Origin of the sequence: Amycolatopsis sp. VS8301801F10, from assembly GCF_046195355.1 — a bacterium.
Taxonomy (GTDB): Bacteria; Actinomycetota; Actinomycetes; order Mycobacteriales; family Pseudonocardiaceae; genus Amycolatopsis.
The window spans coordinates 8,962,878-8,984,821 of sequence record NZ_CP176065.1 but is presented as its reverse complement, the minus strand read 5'-3'; the positions used below and the strand labels follow the sequence as shown (position 1 = coordinate 8,984,821).

The 21,944-nt window shown below is 69.7% G+C and carries 24 protein-coding genes; 11 read left to right on the top strand and 13 right to left on the bottom strand.

Features of this window, described 5'->3' with window-relative positions; genetic code table 11:
* Positions 1–5: 5 nt before the first annotated feature.
* From paaC to paaE, 3 genes are read left to right on the top strand one after another with little or no spacing between them, the layout of a single operon-like run.
* Positions 6–863, top strand: a complete 858-nt coding sequence (gene paaC / locus F9C11_RS41195) for a 1,2-phenylacetyl-CoA epoxidase subunit PaaC (protein ID WP_409182735.1) — start codon at positions 6–8, stop codon at positions 861–863.
* On the top strand, positions 857–1,345 hold the full coding sequence (paaD, locus tag F9C11_RS41190) for a 1,2-phenylacetyl-CoA epoxidase subunit PaaD (RefSeq protein ID WP_409182734.1): 489 nt from the start codon (positions 857–859) through the stop codon (positions 1,343–1,345). Before paaC ends, paaD begins: the two co-directional genes overlap by 7 nt.
* Positions 1,346–2,422: a 1,2-phenylacetyl-CoA epoxidase subunit PaaE gene (paaE, locus tag F9C11_RS41185; protein WP_409182733.1), complete on the top strand. Its 1,077-nt coding sequence runs from the start codon at positions 1,346–1,348 to the stop codon at positions 2,420–2,422.
* Between the two features lie 223 nt (positions 2,423–2,645).
* On the opposite strand, the gene F9C11_RS41180 is transcribed toward paaE, so the two are convergent.
* The 4 genes from F9C11_RS41180 to ccrA form a co-directional block, all read right to left on the bottom strand.
* Entirely contained in the window at positions 2,646–3,752 is a 1,107-nt protein-coding gene (locus F9C11_RS41180; RefSeq protein ID WP_409182732.1) for an adenylate/guanylate cyclase domain-containing protein, read from the bottom strand.
* Between the two features lie 4 nt (positions 3,753–3,756).
* A complete protein-coding gene (locus F9C11_RS41175) occupies positions 3,757–4,206 on the bottom strand; it encodes a universal stress protein (RefSeq protein ID WP_409182731.1) in 450 nt (149 codons plus the stop codon).
* 57 nt (positions 4,207–4,263) lie between these two features.
* Positions 4,264–5,568: a chromosome segregation protein gene (locus tag F9C11_RS41170; RefSeq protein ID WP_409187092.1), complete on the bottom strand. Its 1,305-nt coding sequence runs from the start codon at positions 5,566–5,568 to the stop codon at positions 4,264–4,266.
* 129 nt (positions 5,569–5,697) lie between these two features.
* Positions 5,698–7,038 (bottom strand): crotonyl-CoA carboxylase/reductase, encoded by a 1,341-nt coding sequence (gene ccrA, locus F9C11_RS41165; RefSeq protein WP_409182730.1) that lies wholly within the window; start codon positions 7,036–7,038, stop codon positions 5,698–5,700.
* Positions 7,039–7,237: 199 nt separating this feature from the next.
* On the opposite strand from ccrA, the gene F9C11_RS41160 reads away from it, so the two are divergent.
* Together F9C11_RS41160 and F9C11_RS41155 are read left to right on the top strand one after the other, a co-directional pair.
* Positions 7,238–7,606 (top strand): SPW repeat protein, encoded by a 369-nt coding sequence (locus F9C11_RS41160; RefSeq protein ID WP_409182729.1) that lies wholly within the window; start codon positions 7,238–7,240, stop codon positions 7,604–7,606.
* A 34-nt stretch (positions 7,607–7,640) separates the two neighbouring features.
* On the top strand, positions 7,641–8,234 hold the full coding sequence (locus F9C11_RS41155; RefSeq protein ID WP_409182728.1) for a TetR/AcrR family transcriptional regulator: 594 nt from the start codon (positions 7,641–7,643) through the stop codon (positions 8,232–8,234).
* A 62-nt stretch (positions 8,235–8,296) separates the two neighbouring features.
* Here F9C11_RS41155 and mce read toward each other — a convergent pair whose 3' ends face one another.
* Complete coding sequence (mce, locus tag F9C11_RS41150) at positions 8,297–8,761, bottom strand: methylmalonyl-CoA epimerase (RefSeq protein WP_409182727.1); 465 nt, start codon at positions 8,759–8,761, stop codon at positions 8,297–8,299.
* Positions 8,762–8,901: 140 nt separating this feature from the next.
* On the opposite strand from mce, the gene F9C11_RS41145 reads away from it, so the two are divergent.
* Together F9C11_RS41145 and meaB are read left to right on the top strand one after the other, a co-directional pair.
* Positions 8,902–10,089: an acetyl-CoA C-acetyltransferase gene (locus tag F9C11_RS41145; protein WP_409182726.1), complete on the top strand. Its 1,188-nt coding sequence runs from the start codon at positions 8,902–8,904 to the stop codon at positions 10,087–10,089.
* Position 10,090: 1 nt separating this feature from the next.
* The gene (meaB, locus tag F9C11_RS41140) at positions 10,091–11,062 is read left to right on the top strand and encodes a methylmalonyl Co-A mutase-associated GTPase MeaB (protein ID WP_409182725.1); all 972 of its coding nucleotides are present in this window, start codon (positions 10,091–10,093) and stop codon (positions 11,060–11,062) included.
* On the opposite strand, the gene F9C11_RS41135 is transcribed toward meaB, so the two are convergent.
* Positions 11,059–12,024 carry a trypsin-like serine peptidase gene (locus tag F9C11_RS41135; RefSeq protein WP_409182724.1) on the bottom strand — a complete coding sequence of 322 codons (966 nt, stop codon included), beginning with the start codon at positions 12,022–12,024 and terminating at the stop codon, positions 11,059–11,061. The genes meaB and F9C11_RS41135 overlap by 4 nt on opposite strands.
* A gap of 117 nt (positions 12,025–12,141) precedes the next feature.
* Between F9C11_RS41135 and F9C11_RS41130 the strand changes: the two genes are divergently transcribed.
* From F9C11_RS41130 to F9C11_RS41115, 4 genes are read left to right on the top strand one after another with little or no spacing between them, the layout of a single operon-like run.
* Positions 12,142–12,882, top strand: a complete 741-nt coding sequence (locus tag F9C11_RS41130) for a peptidylprolyl isomerase (protein WP_409182723.1) — start codon at positions 12,142–12,144, stop codon at positions 12,880–12,882.
* Positions 12,883–12,902: 20 nt separating this feature from the next.
* Entirely contained in the window at positions 12,903–13,244 is a 342-nt protein-coding gene (locus F9C11_RS41125) for a DUF6886 family protein (RefSeq protein ID WP_409182722.1), read from the top strand.
* Positions 13,245–13,287: 43 nt separating this feature from the next.
* A complete protein-coding gene (locus F9C11_RS41120) occupies positions 13,288–13,746 on the top strand; it encodes a carboxymuconolactone decarboxylase family protein (RefSeq protein WP_409182721.1) in 459 nt (152 codons plus the stop codon).
* Positions 13,743–14,483, top strand: coding sequence for an isocitrate lyase/phosphoenolpyruvate mutase family protein (locus F9C11_RS41115; RefSeq protein WP_409182720.1), 741 nt, complete (start codon positions 13,743–13,745; stop codon positions 14,481–14,483). The genes F9C11_RS41120 and F9C11_RS41115 overlap by 4 nt, the downstream gene beginning before the upstream one ends.
* A gap of 58 nt (positions 14,484–14,541) precedes the next feature.
* Here the strand turns inward: F9C11_RS41115 and F9C11_RS41110 are convergent, their stop codons facing one another.
* The 7 genes from F9C11_RS41110 to F9C11_RS41080 form a co-directional block, all read right to left on the bottom strand.
* Positions 14,542–16,173: a cation acetate symporter gene (locus F9C11_RS41110; protein ID WP_409182719.1), complete on the bottom strand. Its 1,632-nt coding sequence runs from the start codon at positions 16,171–16,173 to the stop codon at positions 14,542–14,544.
* Positions 16,170–16,520 carry a DUF485 domain-containing protein gene (locus tag F9C11_RS41105; protein ID WP_409182718.1) on the bottom strand — a complete coding sequence of 117 codons (351 nt, stop codon included), beginning with the start codon at positions 16,518–16,520 and terminating at the stop codon, positions 16,170–16,172. Before F9C11_RS41105 ends, F9C11_RS41110 begins: the two co-directional genes overlap by 4 nt.
* A gap of 73 nt (positions 16,521–16,593) precedes the next feature.
* Positions 16,594–18,306, bottom strand: a complete 1,713-nt coding sequence (locus tag F9C11_RS41100; RefSeq protein WP_409182717.1) for a cation acetate symporter — start codon at positions 18,304–18,306, stop codon at positions 16,594–16,596.
* Position 18,307: 1 nt separating this feature from the next.
* Positions 18,308–18,658: a hypothetical protein gene (locus tag F9C11_RS41095; protein ID WP_409187091.1), complete on the bottom strand. Its 351-nt coding sequence runs from the start codon at positions 18,656–18,658 to the stop codon at positions 18,308–18,310.
* A gap of 379 nt (positions 18,659–19,037) precedes the next feature.
* The gene (locus tag F9C11_RS41090) at positions 19,038–19,793 is read right to left on the bottom strand and encodes a LytR/AlgR family response regulator transcription factor (protein ID WP_409182716.1); all 756 of its coding nucleotides are present in this window, start codon (positions 19,791–19,793) and stop codon (positions 19,038–19,040) included.
* Positions 19,790–20,839 carry a sensor histidine kinase gene (locus F9C11_RS41085; RefSeq protein ID WP_409182715.1) on the bottom strand — a complete coding sequence of 350 codons (1,050 nt, stop codon included), beginning with the start codon at positions 20,837–20,839 and terminating at the stop codon, positions 19,790–19,792. The genes F9C11_RS41090 and F9C11_RS41085 overlap by 4 nt, the downstream gene beginning before the upstream one ends.
* Before the next feature lie 100 nt (positions 20,840–20,939).
* Positions 20,940–21,941: an ABC transporter substrate-binding protein gene (locus F9C11_RS41080; protein ID WP_409182714.1), complete on the bottom strand. Its 1,002-nt coding sequence runs from the start codon at positions 21,939–21,941 to the stop codon at positions 20,940–20,942.
* Between the last annotated feature and the right edge of the window lie 3 nt (positions 21,942–21,944).

The window sequence follows — 21,944 nt, the reverse complement described above, 5'->3', positions numbered from 1 at the left end:
CTGGGATGTCTTTCGACAACGTCTACGAAGCCATCACCGAGGACAACGACGCCCGGTGGGCTTTCGGTACCGGGTTCGCCGATCCGCTGTCCGGAGTGGACACTTCGGTGCCGTCCGGAGTGGACGGTGCGCGACTGGCCGCGTACTGCCTGATGCTGGGCGACGACGCGTTGATCTTCTCGCACCGGTTGCAGGAGTGGGTGAGCAACGCGCCGGAGCTGGAGGACGAGGTCGCGATCGCGAACATCGCCCTCGACCTGCTCGGTCAGGCTCGGTTGCTGCTGGCCCGGTCCGGCAAGGCGGATGGCACGGATCGTTCTGAGGACACGTTGGCGTTCTTGCGCGCGGAGAACGAGTTCCGGAACGTGCGGCTGGCTGAGCTGGGCGGTGGGCATTTCGGACATCTGATCGCGCAGCTGTTCGTGTTCTCGACTTGGCGGCTGGCGTTGTTCCAGCAGCTGGAGTCCAGTGTGGACCCGGTGCTGGCGGCTATCGCGGCCAAGGGCGTGAAGGAATTGGCCTATCACCGGGATTACGCCGCGCAGTGGCTGGTGCGGTTGGGCGACGGGACGCCGTTGTCGCACGAGCGGATGGCCGAGGGGCTGGCCGCGGTGTGGCCGTATGTCGAGGAACTGTTCGCGACGCATCCAGATGAGCTGGTGGACGCGGCTTCGTTGCGGCCGGAGTTCGACGCGGTGATGGATCAGGCGTTGGCGGCGGCTACCTTGGCGAGGCCGGAGATCGGGGCTATTGCCGGGGTTTCCGGGCGTACTGGGCGCGATGGGGTGCATACCGAGCAGATGGGGTTCTTGCTGGCTGAGCTGCAGAGCGTGGCTCGGGCGATGCCGGGGGCGTCATGGTGACCGCGCTGGCGGTGGCCTCGACGGTCACTGATCCCGAGTTGCCGATGCTGACGCTCGCGGATCTCGGCGTGTTGCGCGAAGTGTCCGAAGAGGACGGTCGGGTGACGGTTTCCATTACGCCGACTTATACCGGTTGCCCGGCTATGGACACTATGAGGGACGACCTGGAGCATGCGCTGCGCGGTGCGGGGTATGCCGAGGTGGATATCCGTACGGTGCTGGAACCGGCTTGGACGTCGGATTGGATCAGCGAGGACGGGCGGCGGAAGCTGGCGGAGGCGGGGATCGCGCCGCCGGGGGCCGCGCCGCGGCGGTCGGGCCCGATTCCGTTGACACTGGGGCCTTCGGTGCGACGGGTGGCTTGTCCGCGGTGCGGGTCGATGGATACCGAAGAGCAGTCTCGGTTCAGTGCGACCGCGTGCAAAGCGTTGCGGCGGTGCCGGTCTTGCTGGGAGCCGTTCGAACACGTCAAGGAGATTTGAGTGACTGCCACCGTTTCCCGCCGTGCCGGGTTCCATCCGTTGCGGGTGGCTGAGGTCGAGCGGCTTTGCGACGACGCTGTGGCCGTGACGTTCGACGTGCCTGCCGAGCTGGCCTCGGTGTATGCCTTCGCGCCTGGGCAGTCGTTGACTTTGCGCCGGGTTGTTGACGGGCGGGAGGAGCGGCGGTCGTATTCGATCTGTGCGGCGGTGGGGGAGCGGCCTCGGGTCGGGGTGCGGCTGGTGCCGGACGGGGTGTTCTCGTCTTGGCTGGTCAATGAGGTTCGGCCGGGGGATGTGGTCGAGGTTTCCGCGCCTGCTGGGTCGTTTACTCCTGATCTTGGCGCTGGTGGTCATCATGTGCTGATCGCTGCTGGGTCAGGGATTACGCCGGTGTTGTCGATCGCGGCTTCGCTGCTGGCTACGCCGGACGCTTCGGTGACTGTGCTTTACGGGAACCGGCGGACGGACACGGTGATGTTCGCTGACGAGCTGGCGGATTTGAAGGATCGGTATCCGGCTCGGCTGGAGCTGGTGCATGTGCTGTCCCGGGAGCCGCGTGAGGCTGAGTTGTTCACGGGGCGGTTGGACGCGGACAAGCTGCGGGCGTTGTTCGCATCGATCGTGCCGGTCGAGGATGTCGATCATTTCTGGCTGTGCGGGCCGTTCGGAATGGTGACTTCGGCTCAGGATGTTCTGGCTGCGCTGGGGGTGCCGGAGGAGCGGGTGCATCAGGAGCTGTTCTATGTGGACGACGTGCCGCCGGAGCCGGTCAAACATGTCGATCCCGCGGTGGCTGGGGCTTCGTCCGAGGTGACGCTGGTGCTGGACGGGCGGTCTACGACGATGAGTTTGCCTCGGGAATCGTCGGTGTTGGACGGGGCGCAGCGGTTTCGGCCGGATTTGCCGTTTGCTTGCAAGGGCGGGGTTTGCGGGACTTGCCGGGCCCGGGTGACCGAGGGGGCGGTGGAGATGCGGCGGAATTTCGCGTTGGAGAAGGCTGAGGTGGAGGCTGGGTTTGTGCTGACTTGCCAGTCGCATCCGGTTTCTGAGCGGGTTACTGTGGATTTTGATGCTTGATTCGGCTCGTCGCCCTGGCGGGCGACATTGCCGATGAGTGGTTGCGTGGGGCACCCCGAAGCTTGATTGTGCTGACGGGCGGTGGGTGCTTGTCAAGGCGGGAAAGATGCCTTGACAAGCACCCACCGCCCGCAGGGAGGCTTCGTATCGGGGTGTGGGGGAGGGGCTGGGTGCCTCGCTGTTTGGGTGCAGCCGCTGCGGTTTTAGGGACGTGAGCGGACGGTTAGCGGCGTCGGCGGCGTTTGCGTGGGGTGGGGAAGTCTTCTGGGTCCGGGGTTTCCGGCGGGGGTGGGTCGCCTAGGCCCAGCATTTCCGCGGCCAGTTGCTGGGAAGACGCGAAGCGGCCGGTGGGTTTGTCTTTTGCTCGGCGCAGGGCGGAGGGGCGCAGGCGGTTGTAGCCGCGGACTGCGATCGGGCGGCGGGTGCGTAGGTCGAACTGGGGCAGTGATTCCAGTTCTGCGGCCAGTTCTCGGTCTACGAGCACGGTTCCGGGGCGGGCGGCTGAAGTGAGCCGGGCGGCCAGGTTCACCACGGAGCCGTAGACGTCGCCGAAGCGGGACAGGACTCTTCCCGACGCCATTCCGCCTCGGACTGGGGGCAGGCCGCCGTCTTCTCCGGTGCGTTCGGCTAGCGTCAGGGCGATTTCCGCGCCGTCCGCGGGGGTGTCGGTGACGAAGAGGACTTCGTCGCCGATCATTTTCACTACTCTGCCGTGGTGTTCTGCGATGACTTCCGTCGCCAGCGACTCGAAGCCGTCCAGGACTTGGGTTAGTTCTTCTTCGTCTGCTTCTCTCGTGAAACGCGTGTAGCCGACCATGTCTACGAAGCCGACTACCAGAGCGCGTGTTTCCAGGTCCTCGTCTGGGCTGGCGAAGGCGCGTCCGGCGAAGGCGGCCAGGTGGCGGCGCCAGACGTAGCTTTGCACCTGCTCCAGTTCGGGGAGCAGGCGTTCGACCAGGCGAGTCACCTGGCGGTCGCTGCGGGCCAGTTCCGGGTTTTCCGTGATCAGTTCCCACAGCATGTGGACCTGCCACTCGGCCAGCCTGGACAGATGCTGGCCGAGGGCACGGGTCACCGCGACTTCCATCCCGGGCGCGACCAGGCCCGAACTCACCAGGCCGTCGGCGATGCGCATCGCTTCGACGTCCGCGTCGGTGAAGACCACCTCGTCGTCTTCGACGGTGGCGAAACCCAGGGCCCGCCACAGCCGGCGCGAGCGTTCTTCGGGCACACCGGCCCGCTTCGCGACTTCGAGCCGGGTGTAGCGGCGGGGCCCGCCCAGCAGGGCGCGTTCCAGCCGCTGCTGCAGGTCCCGGGAAGTATCGGCCACGGCCTCAGGTGGTGTGCACGATCAGCACGTCGACGCCCGACTTCCGGGCCACCTCCGACGGCACCGAGCCCAGGATCCGCCCGGCCAGGGTGTTGAGGCCGCGGTTGCCGACCACGAGCAGATCGGCCCCGCGGTCCTTCACGACCTTCCGCAGCATGTCGACCGGCTGGCCCTCGAGGGCGACCGTTTCGATCTTCGTGGCTCCGGCCTTCGCCGCGCGGTCCCGGGCGGACTGCAGCGTGTCCTCCGCGGGCGCGGACCCGACCACCTGGTAGGCCTCGTCGCCCAGTTCGTCCTGCGCGCGTTCCACGTCTTGGCGGCTGGCCGGGTGGTACGCGCAGACGACGACCAGCGTCGCCCCCGCGTCGGCAGCCACCCCGGCGGCCTTGTCCACCGCGGCGAAGGACGAGTCGGACCCGTCCGTGCCCACCACCACAGTCCGATAGACAGCCATCCACAACCTCCCGGCGAATCGGTCAGCGGGGCGGCGCGGCCCCTTCGCGGGGGAAGGTTACTCGCCAGTCGGTTTTCCCGCCGGACGCGGTTGCGGCTGCGGCTTGGGCACGTCGGACGTGCGCAGCCGGACGGTCTGCTCGACATCGCCGCCCGCCACCGGCTTCCCGCTGGCCGCCGGGGCGTTCTTGCCGCTCTGACCAGCGGAGTTCTGCCCGGCCGGAGTGCTGGGCTTGCCGGTCTTCGCGGCCGTGGCTCCGCCGCCCGGGGCCGCCTTGCCGGGTGCGGGCGGCGGGGCAGGCGTGGCCGCTTTGCCGCCGCTCGGCGAGCCGTTGGCCCCGGACTTGGGCCCGGACCCGTTGGCGGTCTCGGCCTTGATGTCCGCGGGCACCTCGCCGTCCATCTCGCCGAGCACGTGCTGCGCCTCGGCCAGCACGGTGCGGGCCGCCCGGACCTGCTCGGCCAGGCTCGCCCGGACCGCGCGCAGGGCCTCGACCCGCTCGTTGGCCTGGGTGATCCGGCGGTTGGACTCGTCGGTGGCGGTGCGCACGCGGCGGCGGGCCTCGTCGGCCGCTTCCGCGAGCCGCGCGTTGGCCTCGGTGATCGAGTCCTGGCGGCGCTTGTTCGCGTCGGCGACCGATTCGCGCTGGCGGCGGTCGATGTCGGCCTTCGCGGCCGTCTCCTCCTCCAGCACCTTCGCCCGGATCGCGGCCGCGTCCTCGGCGGCCTCGCGGACCCGGCGCTCGGCTTCGGCCTTGCTGGCCGCCTCCTGCTCGGCCAGCACGCGCATCGCCTCGGCCCGGCGCGTGGCCATGGCGATCTCGAAGTCCTCCTCGACCTGCGTGCGGCGGGCCTCGGACTCCGCGTCGAGCTTCTTGCGCTCGGCCTCGGCCTCGTCGGTGATCCGCTTGGCCTCGGCGCGCGCGTCCTCGAGCACCTTGCGGTGCTCGGCTTCCATCTCCTTGCGGCGCAGGTCCAGCTCGGTGAGCAGCTGCTCGTACCGGGCGCGCATGGCGCTGGCGTCGGTCTCCGCCTTGGCCCGGATGTGGCCCGCCTCGGCCTCGGCCCTGGCGCGGGTGTCCGCGGCCTCGTCCTGCGCCAGCCGCAGCATCCGCTGGAGGCGCTCGGACAGGCCCTCGACGCTCGTCGGCGGCTGCGCGAGCCGGTCGACCTGACCGCGCAGGTCGGCGATCTCGCCGCGCGCGACCTCCAGCTGCCGGGCCAGATCGCCGGCTTGGGCGATGGCGGCGTCGCGGTCGGCGGTGAGCATCTTCAGGTCGCCGTCGAGCCGTTCCAGGTGTTCGTCGACCTGGGCCCGGCTGTATCCCCGCTTCGCTACGTCGAAGCCGGCTCCCAGCGGCACGAGTTCGCGTTCATCGCCAAGACTCATGACACCACCGTAGTCGCTCCGCGGTCACGGACGGGTGAGCACCCACGGGGTCCGGCCGCTCGTGCGGCGAGCGGCCGGACCGAAGAGGCAGGTGGTCTGCCCTCACGCCCCGCGGAAGGCGTTGATGCCGTCGAGGTGCTTCGCGCGCAGCTCCTCGTCGCGCACGCCGAGCCCTTCCTCGGGGGCCAGCGCGAGCACGCCGACCTTGCCCTGGTGCGCGTTGCGGTGCACGTCAAGGGCGGCCTGGCCGGTTTCCTCGAGCGGGTACGTCTTCGACAGCGTGGGGTGGATGAGGCCCTTCGCGATCAGCCGGTTGGCCTCCCACGATTCGCGGTAGTTCGCGAAGTGCGAGCCGATGATCCGCTTCAGGTTCATCCACAGGTACCGGTTGTCGTACTGGTGCAGATACCCCGACGTGGACGCGCAGGTGACGATGGTGCCGCCCTTGCGCGCCGCGTACACGGACGCGCCGAAGGTCTCGCGACCCGGGTGCTCGAACACGATGTCCGGGTCCTCGCCGCCGGTCAGCTCGCGGATCTTCGCGCCGAACCGCTGCCATTCCTTCGGGTCCTGCTCGTTCTCGTTCTTCCAGAACTGGTAGCCCTCGGCGGTGCGGTCGATGATCAGCTCCGCGCCCAGCTTCCGGCAGATCTCCGCCTTCTCCGGGCTGGACACGACGCACACCGGGATCGCGCCGCCGTTGAGCGCGTACTGCGTCGCGTACGAGCCCAGACCGCCCGACGCGCCCCAGATCAGCACGACGTCGCCCTGCTTCATGTCCGCGCCGTTGCGCGACACCAGCTGCCGGTACGCGGTCGAGTTCACCAGCCCGGGGGAGGCGGCTTCCTCCCAGGTCAGGTGCCCCGGCTTCGGCATCAGCTGGTTCGCCTTGACCAGCGCGATCTCGGCGAGCCCGCCGAAGTTCGTCTCGAAGCCCCAGATCCGCTGCTCGGTGTCGAGCATCGTGTCGTTGTGCCCGTCGGGGCCCTCCAGCTCGACGTTCAGGCAGTGCGCGACGACCTCGTCGCCCGGCTTCCAGTTGTGCACGCCCGCACCGGTGCGCAGCACCACGCCGGACAGATCGGAGCCGACCACGTGGTACGGCAGGTCGTGCCGCTTGGCCAGCGGCGAGAGCTTGCCGTACTTGCGCAGGAACTTGAACGTCGGGATCGGCTCGAAGATCGACGTCCACACGGTGTTGTAGTTGATCGCGCTGGCCATCACCGCGACCAGCGCCTCGCCCGGACCCAGCTCCGGCGTCGGCACCTCGTCCACGTGCAGCGAACGGCGCGGGTCCTTGTCCCGGCTTTCCAGGCCCTCGAACATGTCGACCTCGTCGGCGTGCACGGTGACGCCCCGGTAGCTCTCGGGCACGGGCAGCTCGGCGATCGCGTCGAGGCGGCCGTTCAAGATCGCCTGCTGGATCTCGTCGAGGTGCGTCATCGGGAACCTCCAGGGGTCGGTCGCGGCGCGACAGGACGAAATTACTCGTCGGTAACCGGGGGCCTCACTGTACGAGACAGACACCCCGTACACGAGTCGAAGTGTGACGCACGAATCTTGACCGGCTGGCCAGTCAAGGCGCATAGTCGGGAGTGGGAAATCTCCCTGAACGGCTCTTTTCCGGCGGAGGTGAGCACGAATGAGTGAAGTCTCGACGCGCGCCTGGACGCGGCCCTACGACTGGGCCGAGGTCGTCATCGGTGTTGTCGCCGCTCTTTCACCCCTTTGGCTGAGCACGAACACCACGATGGTGTGGACGATGGTGATCCTCGGCGCGCTGATCGCGATCGACGGCCTGGTGTCGCTCGCGGCGCCGAGCATGGTTTACGGCGAGGGCGTGCAGATCGTCCTCGGCGCGTTGCTGTTCATCGCGCCGTGGGTGATGGGGTACACGGAACTCAACGGGGCGTCGTGGACGTCCTGGGTGGCCGGTGCGCTGACGATCATCGCCGGCGCGGCCGCGATGCCGGAGGCCAACGCCGCGCACCGGATGGCTGGCCAGCACTGATCGGGGCAGCGGAGCCCTGACGAGGAAGGCGGACATGACCGACGACTCGGCGAAAGAACGGATCCTGTGCGCGGCGGAGGAACTGTTCGCCGAGTCCGGCTTCGAGGCGACCCCGACGTCCCGCATCGCGGAGCGCGCCGGGGTCCCGAAGGGCCTGGTCCACTACTACTTCCGCCGCAAGTCCGACCTGCTGGCCGCCTTGGTCGACCGGCTGCCGGACGAACGCATCGAACCCGCCGCGGTCGTCGTTCCGGGCGACCTGGCGGGTTCCCTGCGCAGACTGGTCGGCGAACTCGACCGCCGGTTCACCGGTTCGCTCGGGCTCTCGCACCTGCTGTGGCGCGAGGCCGACACCCACCACGTGGTCCGCGACGCGCTGTCCGAACGCTTCCAGCAACTGGTCCGGCTGATGCGGTCGGTGATCGTGGCCGCCACCGGCGGGCGGCTCGCCGGAGCGGACATCGACCACGCGTCGGGCCTTTTGGCGCGCGCGGTCACCCACCGGCACGCGACGGCCCGGCACACCGGCGACGACCGGCCCGCGGAGTTCGACGGCGAGCTGACGTTCGTGGCGAACGCGTTGTCCGCCCGGGCGGGCAAGGGGACGCCGCCCGCTTCGGCGGTGTGAGGGTGCTCGTGAGTGTTCATCCCGGTTAGAACCGCGATCGCCGCTCACGACCCCCCCGCGATTCAGTGCGCGGAGGCGGCGGGCTCCACCAGCTCGACCAAAACCCCGCCCGCGTCCTTCGGGTGCACGAAGTTGACCCGGCTGTTCGACGTCCCGCGCTTGGCCTTGTCGTACAGCAGCCGCAGCCCCTTCTCCCGCAGCGCCGCCGCGGCAGCGTCCACATCGGACACTCGCAGCGCGAGCTGCTGCAGGCCCGGCCCGTTGCGGCCGATGAACTTGGCGATCGTCGAATCGTCCCGGGACGGGGCGAGCAGCTGGATCATCGTCTCGGTGCCCGCGGTACCCGGGGCGCGCAGCATCGCCTCGCGCACGCCCTGCTCGTCGTTCACCTCCTCGTGCGCGACCTCCAGGCCGAAGTGGTCGCGGTGGAAGGCGATGGCCGCGTCGAGGTCGGGCACGGCGATGCCGACGTGGTCGATCGCGGTCACGAACGGCTTGAGCACGGATGCGCTGGGCTCGGTGTCCATACCGGGGAGGATAAGCCCCGGCGGGCCTCGCGGAACCCCGCGTGCGCCCCCTCACACTGGCTCCATCAAGACGCACCGCGAACCCCGCGCAGGCCGTATCGTGGGAACACTGCCAGTGCACCGATGCTTTGGAGGACGACGTGTCCGGTTCCGTGATCCTGGGCGCTGCCCGTACCCCGATCGGGCGGCTGCTCGGCTCGTTGAAGGACTTCTCGGGAGCCCAGCTGGGCGGGATCGCGATCAAGGCCGCGCTCGAGCGCGCCGGCGTCTCCCCGGACCAGGTCCAGTACACGATCATGGGCCAGGTGCTCACCGCCGGCGCGGGCCAGATCCCGGCGCGCCAGGCCGCGGTCGCCGCGGGCATCCCGATGGACGTCCCGGCGCTGACCATCAACAAGGTGTGCCTGTCCGGCCTCGACGCGATCGCGCTCGCCGACCAGCTGATCCGCGCGGGCGAGTTCGACCTCGTCGTCGCGGGCGGCCAGGAGTCGATGACCCAGGCGCCGCACCTGCTGCCGAAGTCCCGTTCCGGCTTCAAGTACGGCGACACCACCCTGGTCGACCACATGGCCTACGACGGCCTGTTCTGCGCGTTCGACCAGGTCGCGATGGGCTCGTCGACGGAGAAGTACAACAGCCGCTACGGCGTGACCCGCGAGCAGCAGGACGCGTTCTCCGCGCGTTCGCACCAGCGCGCCGCCGCCGCGATCGAGGCCGGGTTCTTCCGCGAGGAGATCGCGCCGGTGTCGATTCCGCAGCGCAAGGGCGACCCGGTCCTGTTTTCCACTGACGAGGGCGTGCGGGCGGACACCACCGGCGAGAGCCTCGCGAAGCTGCGTCCGGCGTTCGCCTCGGACGGCACCATCACCGCCGGTTCGGCGTCGCAGATTTCCGACGGCGCGGCCGCGGTGATCGTGGCCAGCCCGGAGAAGGCGGCCGAACTGGGCATCACGCCGCTGGCCGAGATCGGCGCGCACGGCGTCGTCGCCGGTCCGGACGCGAGCCTGCACGAGCAGCCGTCGAACGCGATCCGCGCCGCGCTGAAGAAGGCGAAGCTGGACGTGTCCGACCTGGACCTGGTGGAGATCAACGAGGCGTTCGCCGCGGTCGGCCTGGTGTCGAGCGAGAAGCTCGGGCTGGACGAGTCGAAGGTGAACGTCAACGGCGGCGCGATCGCGCTCGGCCACCCGATCGGCGCGTCCGGGGCGCGGCTGGCCGTGCACCTGGTGCACGAGCTGCGCCGGCGCGGCGGCGGTCTCGGCGCGGCCGCGCTGTGCGGCGGCGGCGGCCAGGGCGACGCGCTGCTGATCCGCGTTCCGTCGGCGTAAGTTGGCCGGCCCGGACCTCGACGAGCTGGTCGGCCGCGCGCGGGAAGGACAACCGCGCGCGGTCGCCCGGCTCATTTCGCTCATTGAGTCGGACACTGCTTCGTCGCCGCAAGCCGCGGACATCGCCCGCGCTTTGACGCCGTACACCGGGCGGGCTCGCGTCGTCGGGCTCACCGGGCCTCCTGGGGTCGGGAAATCGACGTCGACGTCCGCGCTGCTCACCGCGTTGCGCGGCGAGGGATTGCGGGTCGGGGTGCTGGCGATCGACCCGTCGTCGCCGTTCTCCGGCGGGGCCTTGCTCGGCGACCGGATCCGGATGGCCGAGCACGCCACCGATCCCGGGGTCTTCATCCGCTCGATGGCCACCCGGGGGCACCTCGGCGGCCTGTCCTGGGCAACCCCGCAGGCGGTGCGGGTGCTGGACGCCGCCGGGTTCGACGTGGTGCTGATCGAGACTGTCGGGGTTGGACAGTCCGAAGTGGACGTCGTGAAACTGGCCGACACCACGGTGGTGCTGCTGGCCCCGGGCATGGGCGACGGCATCCAGGCGGCGAAAGCCGGCGTGCTGGAAATCGCGGACGTGTTCGTGGTCAACAAAGCCGACCGCGACGGCGCCGACGCGACGGTGCACGACCTCAAGCAGATGATCACCCTGGCCCGTCGTGAAGTGCGCGGACCGAGCTGGCGGCAGCCGATCGTCCGCACGGTGGCGGCGAAGGGCGAGGGCGTCGACGAGGTGGTGTCGGCGTTGCGCACGCACCACGAATGGCTTGTGGCGCACGGGGAATTGGACCGCCGCCGCGCCGCTCGCGCCCGGGAGGAAGTCGCCGCGATCGCGTTGCGGAGGTTGCACGCGGAGCTGGCGGACCTCCGGGACGGCGACCGGCTGGGCGACGTGGCGGCGCGAGTGGTGGCCCGGGAGCTGGACCCGTTCGCGGCGGCGGACCAGTTGATCGCGGAGCTGAAGCGCTAACGCTGCGCGGCTTCGTACAGCGGCTTGGTCACCTTGCTGCTGAACTGCGGTCCGACCAGATACCGAGTGCAGCCCTCGTCATAGGTGCACGGTTTTCCGTTCGCGGCAAAGAATCCCGCGTGCGTGTTGTCCCCGACGACAATGCCCGAACCGCTCGCCGGGTCGAAGTCGCGCAACCGGGGACCGCCGCTCGAACCGCCGCCCATGACGCACGCGGTGCCCCACTGGTCGGGAGAATCCGGGTGCGCCGGCGTGCCGGGCCACTGCCGGGCGGTGCCAGTGCAATACGCCAGCCTCGCCCCGGTGTACTCCGGCAGTCCTTCGCGAGCCAGATCGGACGCCGCCCGCGGGTAGCCGAACTGGGTCACCTTCGCCGCGCCCGGAAGGTCGAAACCGATCTGCTGCGCGCCGACCGCGTCCTGCACCAGCTGTCCGGACTCGTTCGGGCCGAGGACCGCGAAGGCTTGGTCGTAGGTGTCGTATTTCCGCCCGTCCTGCTGGTCGTTCGCGAGCCAGGTGCGGTCGACGACGCCGAACCGGGCGGTGAACTTCCCGTACGGCGCCTGGCCGTCGCGGTAGCCGGGGACGAACATGACGTGTGCGTTCCAGGCGTTGTGCTCGCCGAGGAGATCGGTGTTGTTGACGCAGTGCCCGGCCGTGACGATCGTGCTGCGGTTCTTGCTGCGCACGACGGTCGCCGTGCAGCTCGCGTCCTCGCCGTGGTCGGTGTAGAAGAGCCGGCCGACGGTCTTCGGGAGCGGATCCGGCCACGGGGCTCCGTCCGGACCGCTCTTCGGCGGATTCTGCGACGACGGTTCGGTCAGCGCGGCCAAGCGTTGCGGGGTCCAGTAGGCGAGCACCGCCTGCTGTTCGGCGGCGGACGACGCGAGCGGTTGCCGCACCGGACCGGCGGGGACGGCCAGCAGCCCGGCGACCAGTCCGGCGAGGAGGGAAGCGATCATGAAACCGCACCGTAGGACGCGGGTGTCAGGAACCGGTCAGGATGCGACTTTCGCCGGAAGCGCGGGCAGTTTCCCGTCCCTATACTGCGATCCTCCGTGCACTGGGAGGGAACCGGAATGAAAAGACTGCTCGTGTCCGTGCTGACCGCGTTGTCGCTGGTCGCCGTCGCGGTACCGGCTTCGGCCGCGGACTCGGCACCGCCGAAGGTCACGTCGGGGCCGTGCCAGTACACCTCGACTCCGGACGATCCCGCGGTGCGCCCGGTTTCGCTGCCGCGCGACCCGAAGCACACGCCGAACCACGGCAGTGTCGACGTCGCCGTGTTCTCCAACCAGGGCCTGCTTCCGCTGAAGCTCAACCGCGCGCAGGCCCCGTGCACCGTGCAGAGCTTCCTGCACCTGGCCGCCCACGGCTTCTACAACCAGACGACCTGCCACCGGCTCACCGCGTACCCGACGCTGAAGGTCCTGCAGTGCGGCGACCCGTCGGGCACCGGCGAGGGCGGCCCGGGCTACAAGTTCCGCGACGAACTCCCGACGACGCTCCCGCCCGCCCCGACCGACCCGACCGGCAAGCGCCGCACGTACGCCCGCGGCCTGCTGGCGATGGCGAACGCCGGCCCGGACACGAATGGCTCGCAGTTCTTCGTGGTGTACGGAGATTCCAGCCTGCTGCCGAACTACACGGTCTTCGGCACGGTCGGCGAGGCCGGACTGCGCACGCTGGACCGCGTCGCGGCGGGCGGCATCGAACCGGACGCGGACACGCCGCCGGGGAAGACGCCGGTGGACGGGAAACCGGTGCGGAAGACGGATCTGGAGCTGGTTTTGCCGCTTTGCCTGTTCTGCGGTCGCTGACCGAGCGGGACAACGGGCGGATGCGTCCAGAGCCTGGCCAGGTACTGCACTTTTCCGCGGACCCGGGGATCACGCGGTTCATGCCCCACGTCGCGGCGACTGCCCGGCAACCGCAGCGGTACGTCTGGGCGGTCGACGCCGCCCGCTGTCCGGATTATGGGTTCCCGCGACAGTGCCCGCAGGCGATGGCGTGGGCCACGCCGCTGACCACGGACGCCGACCGGGAACGCATTCTCGGCGGCGACGACCGGGTCCACGCCGTCGAATACCGCTGCGGTGACCGCCAGCACCACGGGGTTCAGCGGGATCCGGCTCCGCAACGCCCGGCCGCGCGCCTGACTGGCCCAAGCCGTCCACGCTGAACTGGACCACCCGGTTAGGCCAATCCTGATTAGCGTGGGTGGCATGACGAAGCGAATCGCGCTCGCGACGGGCGCGTTGTATCAAGCGATGTCCCACCTGCAGGGCGAGGTGAAGAAGGCCAGCGCGAACGCGGGGCTCGACGCGAAGCTCATCGAACTGGTCAAGATGCGCGCGTCGCAGATCAACGGATGCGCCTACTGCCTGGACATGCACGCGGCGGAGGCCGTCGCGGCCGGGGAATCGCCGCGGCGGCTTTACGTGCTCGAAGGCTGGCGCGAGACCGACCTGTTCACCGAACAGGAACGCGCCGCGCTCGCGTACACCGAGGCGATGACGCTCATCTCGGACCACAAGGACGTGCCGGAAGACGTTTACGCCGAGGCGGTCCGCGTGTTCACCGAGGACCAGTACCGCGCGCTGGCGTGGTGCATCGTCGCCATCAACACCTGGAACCGGCTCATGGTCACGAGTCACGCCGAGTTGCCGGAGCGTGCGGAGTGAGCGCCGAGCAGTTGCGGGCGCTGCATGTGCCCGGGAAGCCGTTGCTTCTGCCGAACGCTTGGGACGCGGATACCGCGAAGGCGGTGGAAGCGGCCGGATTCCCCGTGGTGGCAACGAGTTCCGCGGCGGTCGCGGCGGCGCTCGGGCACGCCGACCACGAAGGGGCGGCGGCGGACGAGATGCTCGCGGCGGCCAAGCGGATCGTGGACGCGGTGTCGGTGCCGGTGACCGTGGACGCCGAGGCCGGGTACGGCTTGGCTCCGGCCGAACTCGCGGCCCGGCTGAAGGAAATCGGTGCGGTCGGCTGCAATATCGAGGACACCGACCACAGCCGGGGCGCGCTGCGCCCGGCGGCCGAGCAAGCCGAGCGGATCGCCGGGCTGCGGCAGGCGGCCGGCGACGGGCTGGTGCTCAACGCCCGGGTGGATTCGTTCCTCGGCGCACCGGACGAGCAGGCAGTACTCGACGATGCTGTCGCGCGCGGGCGGGCGTATCTCGAAGCCGGGGCCGACTGCGTGTACCCGATTCTCGTGCGTTCGCCGGAAGTGCTGGCCGAATTCGTCCGTCAGGTCGGCGGTCCGGTCAACGCTTCGGCGCTTCCCGGCGGTCCGGGGCTGGCCGGGCTCGCCGAACTGGGGGTAGCCCGGATTTCGCTCGGCGCGGGATTGTGGCGGTATCTGCGGAGCCTGCTGGAAAGCACGCTCGGCGAGATCGCGCAGGGGAAGCTGCCGTACTGAAAAAAACCGCTGGGCGCCGCGGCAAAAGCGGCGCCCAGCGGTTTCCTTGCGCTGAGAATCAGTGCTGCACGGCCTTTTCCGCGCCCGCGCCGGTCAGTGCCCGTACTTCCATTTCGGCGAACTTCGCCTGGTCGTGTTCCTTCGACAGGATCGTGCCCAGCCAGCCGAGAACGAACGCGATCGGGATCGACACCAGACCCGGGTTGTCGAGCGGGAACCAGTGGAAGTCCACGCCCTGCAACATCGACGCGCTCTTGCCGGTCTTCGGGTCGACCGGCTTCCCGGAAACGGCGGGCGAGAACACGATGAGCACGATCGTCACGATCAGCCCGCCGTAAATGCTCCACAGCGCGCCCTGGGTGTTGAACCGTTTCCAGAACAGCGAGTACAGAATCGTCGGCAGGTTCGCCGAGGCCGCCACCGCGAAGGCCAGCGCCACCAGGAACGCGACGTTCTGCCCGTTCGCCAGAATGCCGCCGAGAATCGCGACGATGCCGATCACCACGGCGGTGATCCGCGCGACGCGGACCTCCGACCCGGTGTTGGCCTTGCCCTTCTTCAGCACGTTCGCGTAGACGTCGTGCGCGAACGAGGCGGACGCGGTGATCGTCAGACCCGCCACCACGGCGAGGATCGTGGCGAACGCGATCGCCGAGATCAACCCGAGCAGCACCGGACCGCCGAGGTTCAGCGCCAGCAGCGGGGCCGCGGAGTTCACGCCGCCGGGCGCCTTCTTGATCGCGTCCGGTCCGACCAGCGCGCCCGCGCCGTAGCCGAGCACCAGGGTGAACAGGTAGAACACGCCGATCAGCACGATCGCCCACACCACCGAACGCCGCGCCTCGCGCGCGGTCGGCACCGTGTAGAAGCGCATCAGCACGTGCGGCAGGCCCGCGGTGCCCAGCACCAGCGCGATGCCGAGGGAGAAGAAGTCCAGCTTCGTCGTGCCGTCCTTGCCGTACTGCTTGCCCGGCCCGAGCAGCGCTTCGCCGGCCTTGCCCGCCTTGTCGACCGCGCCCTGCAGCAGGGAGGAGAAGTTGAAGCCGTACTTGCCGAGCACCCACAGCGTCATCGCCAGCGCGCCGACGATCAGCAGCGCCGCCTTGATGATCTGCACCCAGGTGGTGCCCTTCATGCCGCCGATCAGGACGTAGGCGATCATGATCACGCCGACCACCGCGATCACCAGCGACTGCGCGGCCTTGCCCTCGATGCCCAGCAGCAGCGCGACCAGCCCGCCCGCGCCGGCCATCTGCGCCAGCAGGTAGAAGAACGACACCACGAGCGTCGAAATCGCCGCCGCCGCGCGCACCGGACGCTGTTTCATCCGGAACGCCAGCACGTCGCCCATGGTGAACTTGCCGGTGTTGCGCAGCAGTTCCGCCACCAGCAGCAGCGCGACCAGCCACGCCACCAGGAAGCCGATCGAGTACAGGAACCCGTCGTAGCCGTACACCGCGATGGCGCCGGCGATGCCGAGGAACGACGCCGCCGACAGGTAGTCGCCGGAGATCGCGATGCCGTTCTGCGGGCCGGTGAACGCGCGGCCGGCCGCGTAGTAGTCGGACGCGGTCTTCGTGTTGCGGCTCGCGCGGAACACGATCACCAGGGTGATGACCACGAACAGCGCGAAGATGGTGATGTTGAGCGCCGGGTTGCTTCCTTCGACGCTCGCGGCGAGTGTCTTCACGCCCCCTCCTTCGCCGGGTTCTCGATGTCGTCCCTGATCCGCTCAGCCAGCGGGTCGAGCTTCTTGTTGGCGTAGCGCACGTACAGCCACGTGATCAGGAACGTGGACACGAACTGCAGCAGCCCGAAAAGCAGGCCGACGGTGAAGTTGCCGGCGATCTTCGTGCTCATGAAGCCGTGCGCGTAGTCGGCGAGCAGGACGTAGAGCAGGTACCAGGCGAGGAAGAGTCCGGCCATCGGGAAGACGAACCGGCGGAGCCGCCCGCGGAGTTGGCGGAACTCGGCGCTGTCGTGCACCTGCTCCCAGGTCGGGTCCGGCGGCGCGCCGGACGGGTCGCCTGCGCTCATGGGATCTCCCTTGTGCGACGCTGCGGATGTGGTGCGCGACACAGTAGGGAGGACGCCGGGGCGAGGGAAGGCGTCAGCGGCTCAAACGCCTCGCCGCACGACGAACGGTTGACGAACGGTCCCCGGAAGCGGACGAAGGGCCTTCGTCGAGATGCAACCGCAACATCGCGGCCCCGGCCCAGGACGGTGGGCGCCCGCGCAGCGACACCGCGATCATCACGCCGAACGCCAGCGGTACCGACCAGGGTGCCGGTTGCGAGACCAAGATCGCCACCCAGCCTCGCATCGGCGGTCCGGCCAGCGCGAACAGAATCGACCCGGAGGAGGCAGCAAGGCCCGTCAGCACCCCGGCGATCGCACCGGCCGCAGTGAGCCGCTGCCACCAGATGCCGAGCACGAGAAGCGGGCAGAACGTCGAGGCGGCGACGGTGAACCCCCACGTCACCAGCACCCCGGCGTCGAGCCGCGCGGACGGCAGCGCGAGCAGCACCATCGCGATCGCGGCGAACCCGACGGTCACCCGCAGGCGGCGCAGGCCACCAGGCATCAGGTCGTAGGCGAGCGCGCCGGACATCACCAGCAGCAGCCCCAGCGACGTCGCCAAGAACGCGGCGAACGCGCCCGCGGTGAGCAGCGCGGTGAACAACTGCCCGGCCCAGCTGTGATCCACTTGCGACGGCAGCGCGACGACCACGGTGTCGGTGTTGCCGGACAGGTACAGCTGCGGCACGAGCACCCGGCCGAGCACGCCGTAGACGCCGGGGAAAAGGTAGAAAACCCCAAGCAGCGCCACGGTAATCGCAGCGGTGCGGCGTGCGGCGCGGCCGTCCGGGCTGGTGTGGAAGCGCATCAGGACGTGCGGGAGGCCCATCGTGCCGAGGACGGTCGCGATGAGGACCGCCCAGGTGCCGAGCAGCGGATAGCCCTTGTCGATCTCCAGCAGCGGACGTTGCCAGTCCGGGCCGCCGAGCGCGACCTCGCCGCTGACGCCCGGGACCTGTGCCCCGGCGGCGAAGGTGAGCTGTTCTCCCTTGTGCACCACCAGTTGCCCGGGTGCGACCGTGCCGCGGTTCTCGATCGCGGTGGGTTCGCGGAAGGTGAGGGTGACGTCGTGGTCGAATTGCACCGGGGTGGCATGCGAGAAGCGGGTGAACTCGACTGGGGTAAGGCTCGCGTCGCGGGTTTCGGCGCCGATCTGGAGCACCAGCCACAACGCGGGGACGAGGAACAGCACGAGTTTCAGGAAGAACTGGAACGCCTGGACGTACGTCGCCGCGCGCATCCCGCCAAGCGCGAGCGTGACGCTGACCGCCGTGCCCGCGATGACCACGCCGACCCAGTACGGAGTCCCGCCGACCGCGGTGAGCACCAGCCCGGCGGTGCGGAATTGCGGGACTACGTAAATGGTGCCGATCACCAGCACGACGACCGCGGCGAGGCGGCGTAGCGCGGGGGAGGCGAGGCGTGCTTCGGCGAAGTCGGGGACGGTGAGTGCGCCGGATCTGCGCATCGGCGCGGCGACGAGGACCAGCATCGCGACGTATCCCGCGGTGAAGCCGACCGGGTACCAGAGCGCGCCGACGCCGTCCTTCACCATCAACCCGGCTACCCCGAGGAACGACGCCGCGGAGAGGTACTCGCCGGAGACCGCGGCGGAGTTGACGAAGGGGGAGATGCGCCGGGACGCCACGAGGAAGTCGGAGGTGGTGCGCATGGCGGCGACCCCGCGCACGCCGATGAGCAGCGTGACGAGGACGACCGGGGCTACCGCGAGCGCGATGTCCATCTCACCGATCGTCCTCGATCTTCTCCGCGCGGCGCAGCTGCCACCAGGAGAGCCCGGCCAGCACCGGGTACGGCAGGACCGCGATCAGCAGCCAGGACAGCGGAATTCCCCACAGCCGCACGCCGTCGAGCGACGGGGCGAGCGAGAACAGCACCGGCAAACCCAGCACCAGCACGAACATCGCCGCCAGCGCGGGAATCCCGCGACGCCGCTGGATCCGGTACAGCACCGCCGCGCGTTCCGCTTCCGGCGCGCGCAGCCGGGGCATCCGCCACCGGCCGCGTTCGAGCCGCCGCGACCGGGCGAGCCTGGTCTGCGGACTGGTGACGGCGACACGTTTGGTGCGGCTCACCGGACGGCCCGCGCAATCCTCGTGCGCGGCGATCCCGGTTCTAACCGGGAACGCCACTCACGAGACGCAAGCAGGCACCTAACCGCACCGCTCCCCGGCTGCTCCCGAACTGCCCGCGCTCCGCCGTTCTCCGGGCGCTTCCGGGCTGCCTGGGCTGGGCCGTTCTCCGGGCGCTTCCGGGCTGCCCGCGCCGCACCGTTCTCCGGGCGCTCCCGAGCTGCCCGCGCTCCGCCGTTCTCCGGGCGCTTCCGGGCTGCCCGCGCCGCACCGCTCCCCGGCTGCTCCCGAGCTGCCCGCGCCCCGCCGTTCACCGGCTGCTCCCGGGCTGCCCGCGCCGCACCGCTCCCCGGGCGCTCCCGAACTGCCCGCGCCCCGCCGCTCACCGGGCACTCCCGAGCTGCCCGCGCTGCGCCGCCTCCAGCAACCGGTCCCGGAGATCGCGCGCATGCCGTCGGCTCACCGGCACATCACCGGCCTCGGTGTGCGCCAGCAGCCCGCCCGTCGTGTCGCTCCGCAGCTCCAGCACCGCACTCACCGCGAGCAAAAACCCGCGGTGCACCCGGGTAAAACCGGTGCCTTCCCAATATTCCTCAAGCCGCGAGATCGGCATTCGCACCGGATGCACGCCGTTGCGGGTGTGCAGCCGGACGTAATCGCCGTTGGCTTCGGCGAACAGCACGTCGTCGCGGCGGACGTACCGCGTGCGGCCGCCGGAATCGACTGGCAGCGCGGCCATCGCGTCCGGCGTGGACCGCCGAACGCCGCTTGGCACCAACCGGGTCACCTTCGCCAACGCGGCGGAAAGGCGTTCCGTGCGCACCGGCTTGAGCAGGTAATCCACCGCGCCGATGCCGTACGCGGTCACCGCGTGCCCGTCGTGCGCGGTGACGAACACGATCACCGGCGGTTCGGACAGTTTCGCCAGCAGCGACGCGAGTTCCAGCCCGTCCAGGCCAGGCATGGAAATGTCGAGGAAAACCGCGTCGAAATGGTCTGCCTGCAACAGTTTCAACGCCTTCAACGCATCGCTCGCGCCGACGACCTCGCCGACTTCCGGCGCCTCCCGCAGCATCCGGCACAGTTCGGCCAGGGCCGGCGCGAGGTCGTCGACCGCCAGCACCCGCAGCCCGCTCACGGCAGCACCCCCGGCTGGAACCGCGGCACGCGCAGGACGACCCGGGTGCCTTCGCCGACCGCCGTTTCCACCGTCAGCCCGTACCAGGCCCCGTACACGGTGCGCAATCGTCTGTCCACATTGGCCAGTCCGAGCCCGGTGCCGTCGCCGCTGCCCGCGAGGATGGCCGCGGCGCGCTCGGGCTCCATGCCGACCCCGTCGTCCTCGACGCTGATCACGCAGTCGTTCCCTTCCGCCTGTCCGTGCACCTGGACGAGCCCGGTGCCCGACCGCGGCTCGATGCCGTGCCGGATCGCGTTTTCCACGAGGGGTTCGAGTACCAGGTACGGCACCGCCACCGCAAGCACTTCCGGCGCGACCCGCACCTGCACCTTCAGTCTTTCGCCCAGCACCGCCCGCTGCAGCGCGAGATACGTTTCCACCGCGCGGAACTCCTCGGCGACGACGGTGTACTCGCCGTGCCTCGACAGGCTGTAGCGGGTGTAATCGGCGAAATCGAGCATCAGGTCGCGGGCGCGGTCCGGTTCCGATCGGACGAACGAGGCGATCACGGTCAGGGCGTTGTAGACGAAATGCGGCGACATCTCCGCGCGCAGCGCCCGGAGTTCGGCTTGCGCGGCCTGGTCCGCCGACGCTTCGAGCCGACCGCGCTCCAGAGCCTGCACCACGAGGTCCGCGGCTTGCCGGGGCACCCCGCTGGGAACCTCGCCGACCAGCAGCAACGCGCCCACCAGTTCGTCGTGGACGTGCAGCGGAACCGCGGTCACGCCACGCGAGGTGATCGGCTCTTCCCGGTGCAGCACGTCGTCCAGGATCTGGGACACCGCGTCGTCGGCGCCAGGGCGGCCGGACCACATCAGGGTGCCGGACAGGTCGGAGAGCCCCAGCCCGGGGACGTCGAACAGCCGCCGCAGACCGTGGGCGGCGCGTCGCGCGCGGACCCCGGACAGGCCGTCCTTCAGGTCGTCGGAGACTTTCCGCGCCGCGCCGAGCACGCCGACGGCGTCCGGGCGGGAGCGCCACCGCAGCCGGGCACTTTCGGTCATCGACGAGCCTCCCCTCAGGTACCTGGGGGAGTAGATCCTAGCCCGTAACGTGGCGAAGGGGACTTTCCGCGCGAAAAGTCCCCTTCGGCCGGACCAGCGGTCAGCAGCTCTGCTTGTAGAAGTACTTCGAGTTGGCGTCCAGGTCGTCCTTGGTGATCGAGTGCAGCTGCGCGGTCAGGTTCCGCTCGTTCGGCTTGCCCTCCAGCGCGGCCACCGCCTGGTCGACGCCCTTCGTGCCGATCTGCGCCGGGTCCTGCGCGATGAGCGCCTGGTACTCGCCCTTCTTCAGACCGTCCACTTCGGACGGGCTGGCGTCGAAGCCGACCAGGTTGACCTTGCCGATCTTGCCCGCGTTGCGCAGTCCGGTCGCCGCGCCCTCGCCGGTGTTGAGGTTGGTGGCGAAAATCCCGACGAGGTCCGGCGTCGAGACGAGCGCCGCGGTCACCTTCGACGCGGCCTGCTCCGGTTCGTTCTGGGTGAACTGGACGCCCACCGACTTGAGGTTCGGGTGGTTCTTCAACTCGTCCTCGAAGCCCTTCGCGCGGGCGGCCGTGGTGGACGTGCCCGCGATGGTGTCGAGGACCAGCACCGAACCCGGCTTGTCGCCGACGAGCTTCGCCATGGTCTGCGCGGCCAGCTTGCCGCCCTCGGCGTTGTCCGAGGAAACCGACGACACCGCGACGCTCTTGTCCTTGAGCGAAGTGTCGACCTCGACGATCTTCGCGCCGCGGTTCTTCACCTGCTGGATCGGCGCGAGCATCGCCTGGTCGTCGGTCGGGGCGATGAGCAGCGCGGCGGGAGGGTTGGACCCCATCGCGTTGACGATCGACGTCTGCATCGCCGCGTCGAATTTCTGCGGTGCCTGCACGGTCAGTTCGTAGCCGAGCTTCTTCGCTTCTTCCTGCGCACCGCACTGCATCGAGATGTAGAACGGTTCCGCCTGCACGCCCGGCACCAGCGCGAGCTTCTTGCTGTTCGCGGAGTTGCCGCCGGGTTTGTCCCCGGACCCGCTCTGCCCCACCTGCCCGGCGCCGCACGCGGCCACCAGCATCGCCGCGGACGCGAGGGTCCCCGCGGCGAGGACGGTTTTGCTGAATTTCATCGT

Bases quoted from the DNA above. Each gene is read 5' to 3' on its own strand.
- paaC (WP_409182735.1), top strand. From the start codon at position 6: ATGTCTTTCGACAACGTCTACGAAGCCATCACCGAGGACAACGACGCC.
- paaD (WP_409182734.1), top strand. From the start codon at position 857: ATGGTGACCGCGCTGGCGGTGGCCTCGACGGTCACTGATCCCGAGTTG.
- F9C11_RS41175 (WP_409182731.1), bottom strand. From the start codon at position 4,206: ATGGCTGTCTATCGGACTGTGGTGGTGGGCACGGACGGGTCCGACTCG.
- ccrA (WP_409182730.1), bottom strand. From the start codon at position 7,038: ATGACGCACCTCGACGAGATCCAGCAGGCGATCTTGAACGGCCGCCTC.
- F9C11_RS41160 (WP_409182729.1), top strand. From the start codon at position 7,238: ATGAGTGAAGTCTCGACGCGCGCCTGGACGCGGCCCTACGACTGGGCC.
- F9C11_RS41155 (WP_409182728.1), top strand. From the start codon at position 7,641: ATGACCGACGACTCGGCGAAAGAACGGATCCTGTGCGCGGCGGAGGAA.
- mce (WP_409182727.1), bottom strand. From the start codon at position 8,761: ATGGACACCGAGCCCAGCGCATCCGTGCTCAAGCCGTTCGTGACCGCG.
- F9C11_RS41135 (WP_409182724.1), bottom strand. From the start codon at position 12,024: ATGATCGCTTCCCTCCTCGCCGGACTGGTCGCCGGGCTGCTGGCCGTC.
- F9C11_RS41130 (WP_409182723.1), top strand. From the start codon at position 12,142: ATGAAAAGACTGCTCGTGTCCGTGCTGACCGCGTTGTCGCTGGTCGCC.
- F9C11_RS41125 (WP_409182722.1), top strand. From the start codon at position 12,903: ATGCGTCCAGAGCCTGGCCAGGTACTGCACTTTTCCGCGGACCCGGGG.
- F9C11_RS41120 (WP_409182721.1), top strand. From the start codon at position 13,288: ATGACGAAGCGAATCGCGCTCGCGACGGGCGCGTTGTATCAAGCGATG.
- F9C11_RS41105 (WP_409182718.1), bottom strand. From the start codon at position 16,520: ATGAGCGCAGGCGACCCGTCCGGCGCGCCGCCGGACCCGACCTGGGAG.
- F9C11_RS41100 (WP_409182717.1), bottom strand. From the start codon at position 18,306: ATGGACATCGCGCTCGCGGTAGCCCCGGTCGTCCTCGTCACGCTGCTC.
- F9C11_RS41085 (WP_409182715.1), bottom strand. From the start codon at position 20,839: ATGACCGAAAGTGCCCGGCTGCGGTGGCGCTCCCGCCCGGACGCCGTC.
- F9C11_RS41080 (WP_409182714.1), bottom strand. From the start codon at position 21,941: ATGAAATTCAGCAAAACCGTCCTCGCCGCGGGGACCCTCGCGTCCGCG.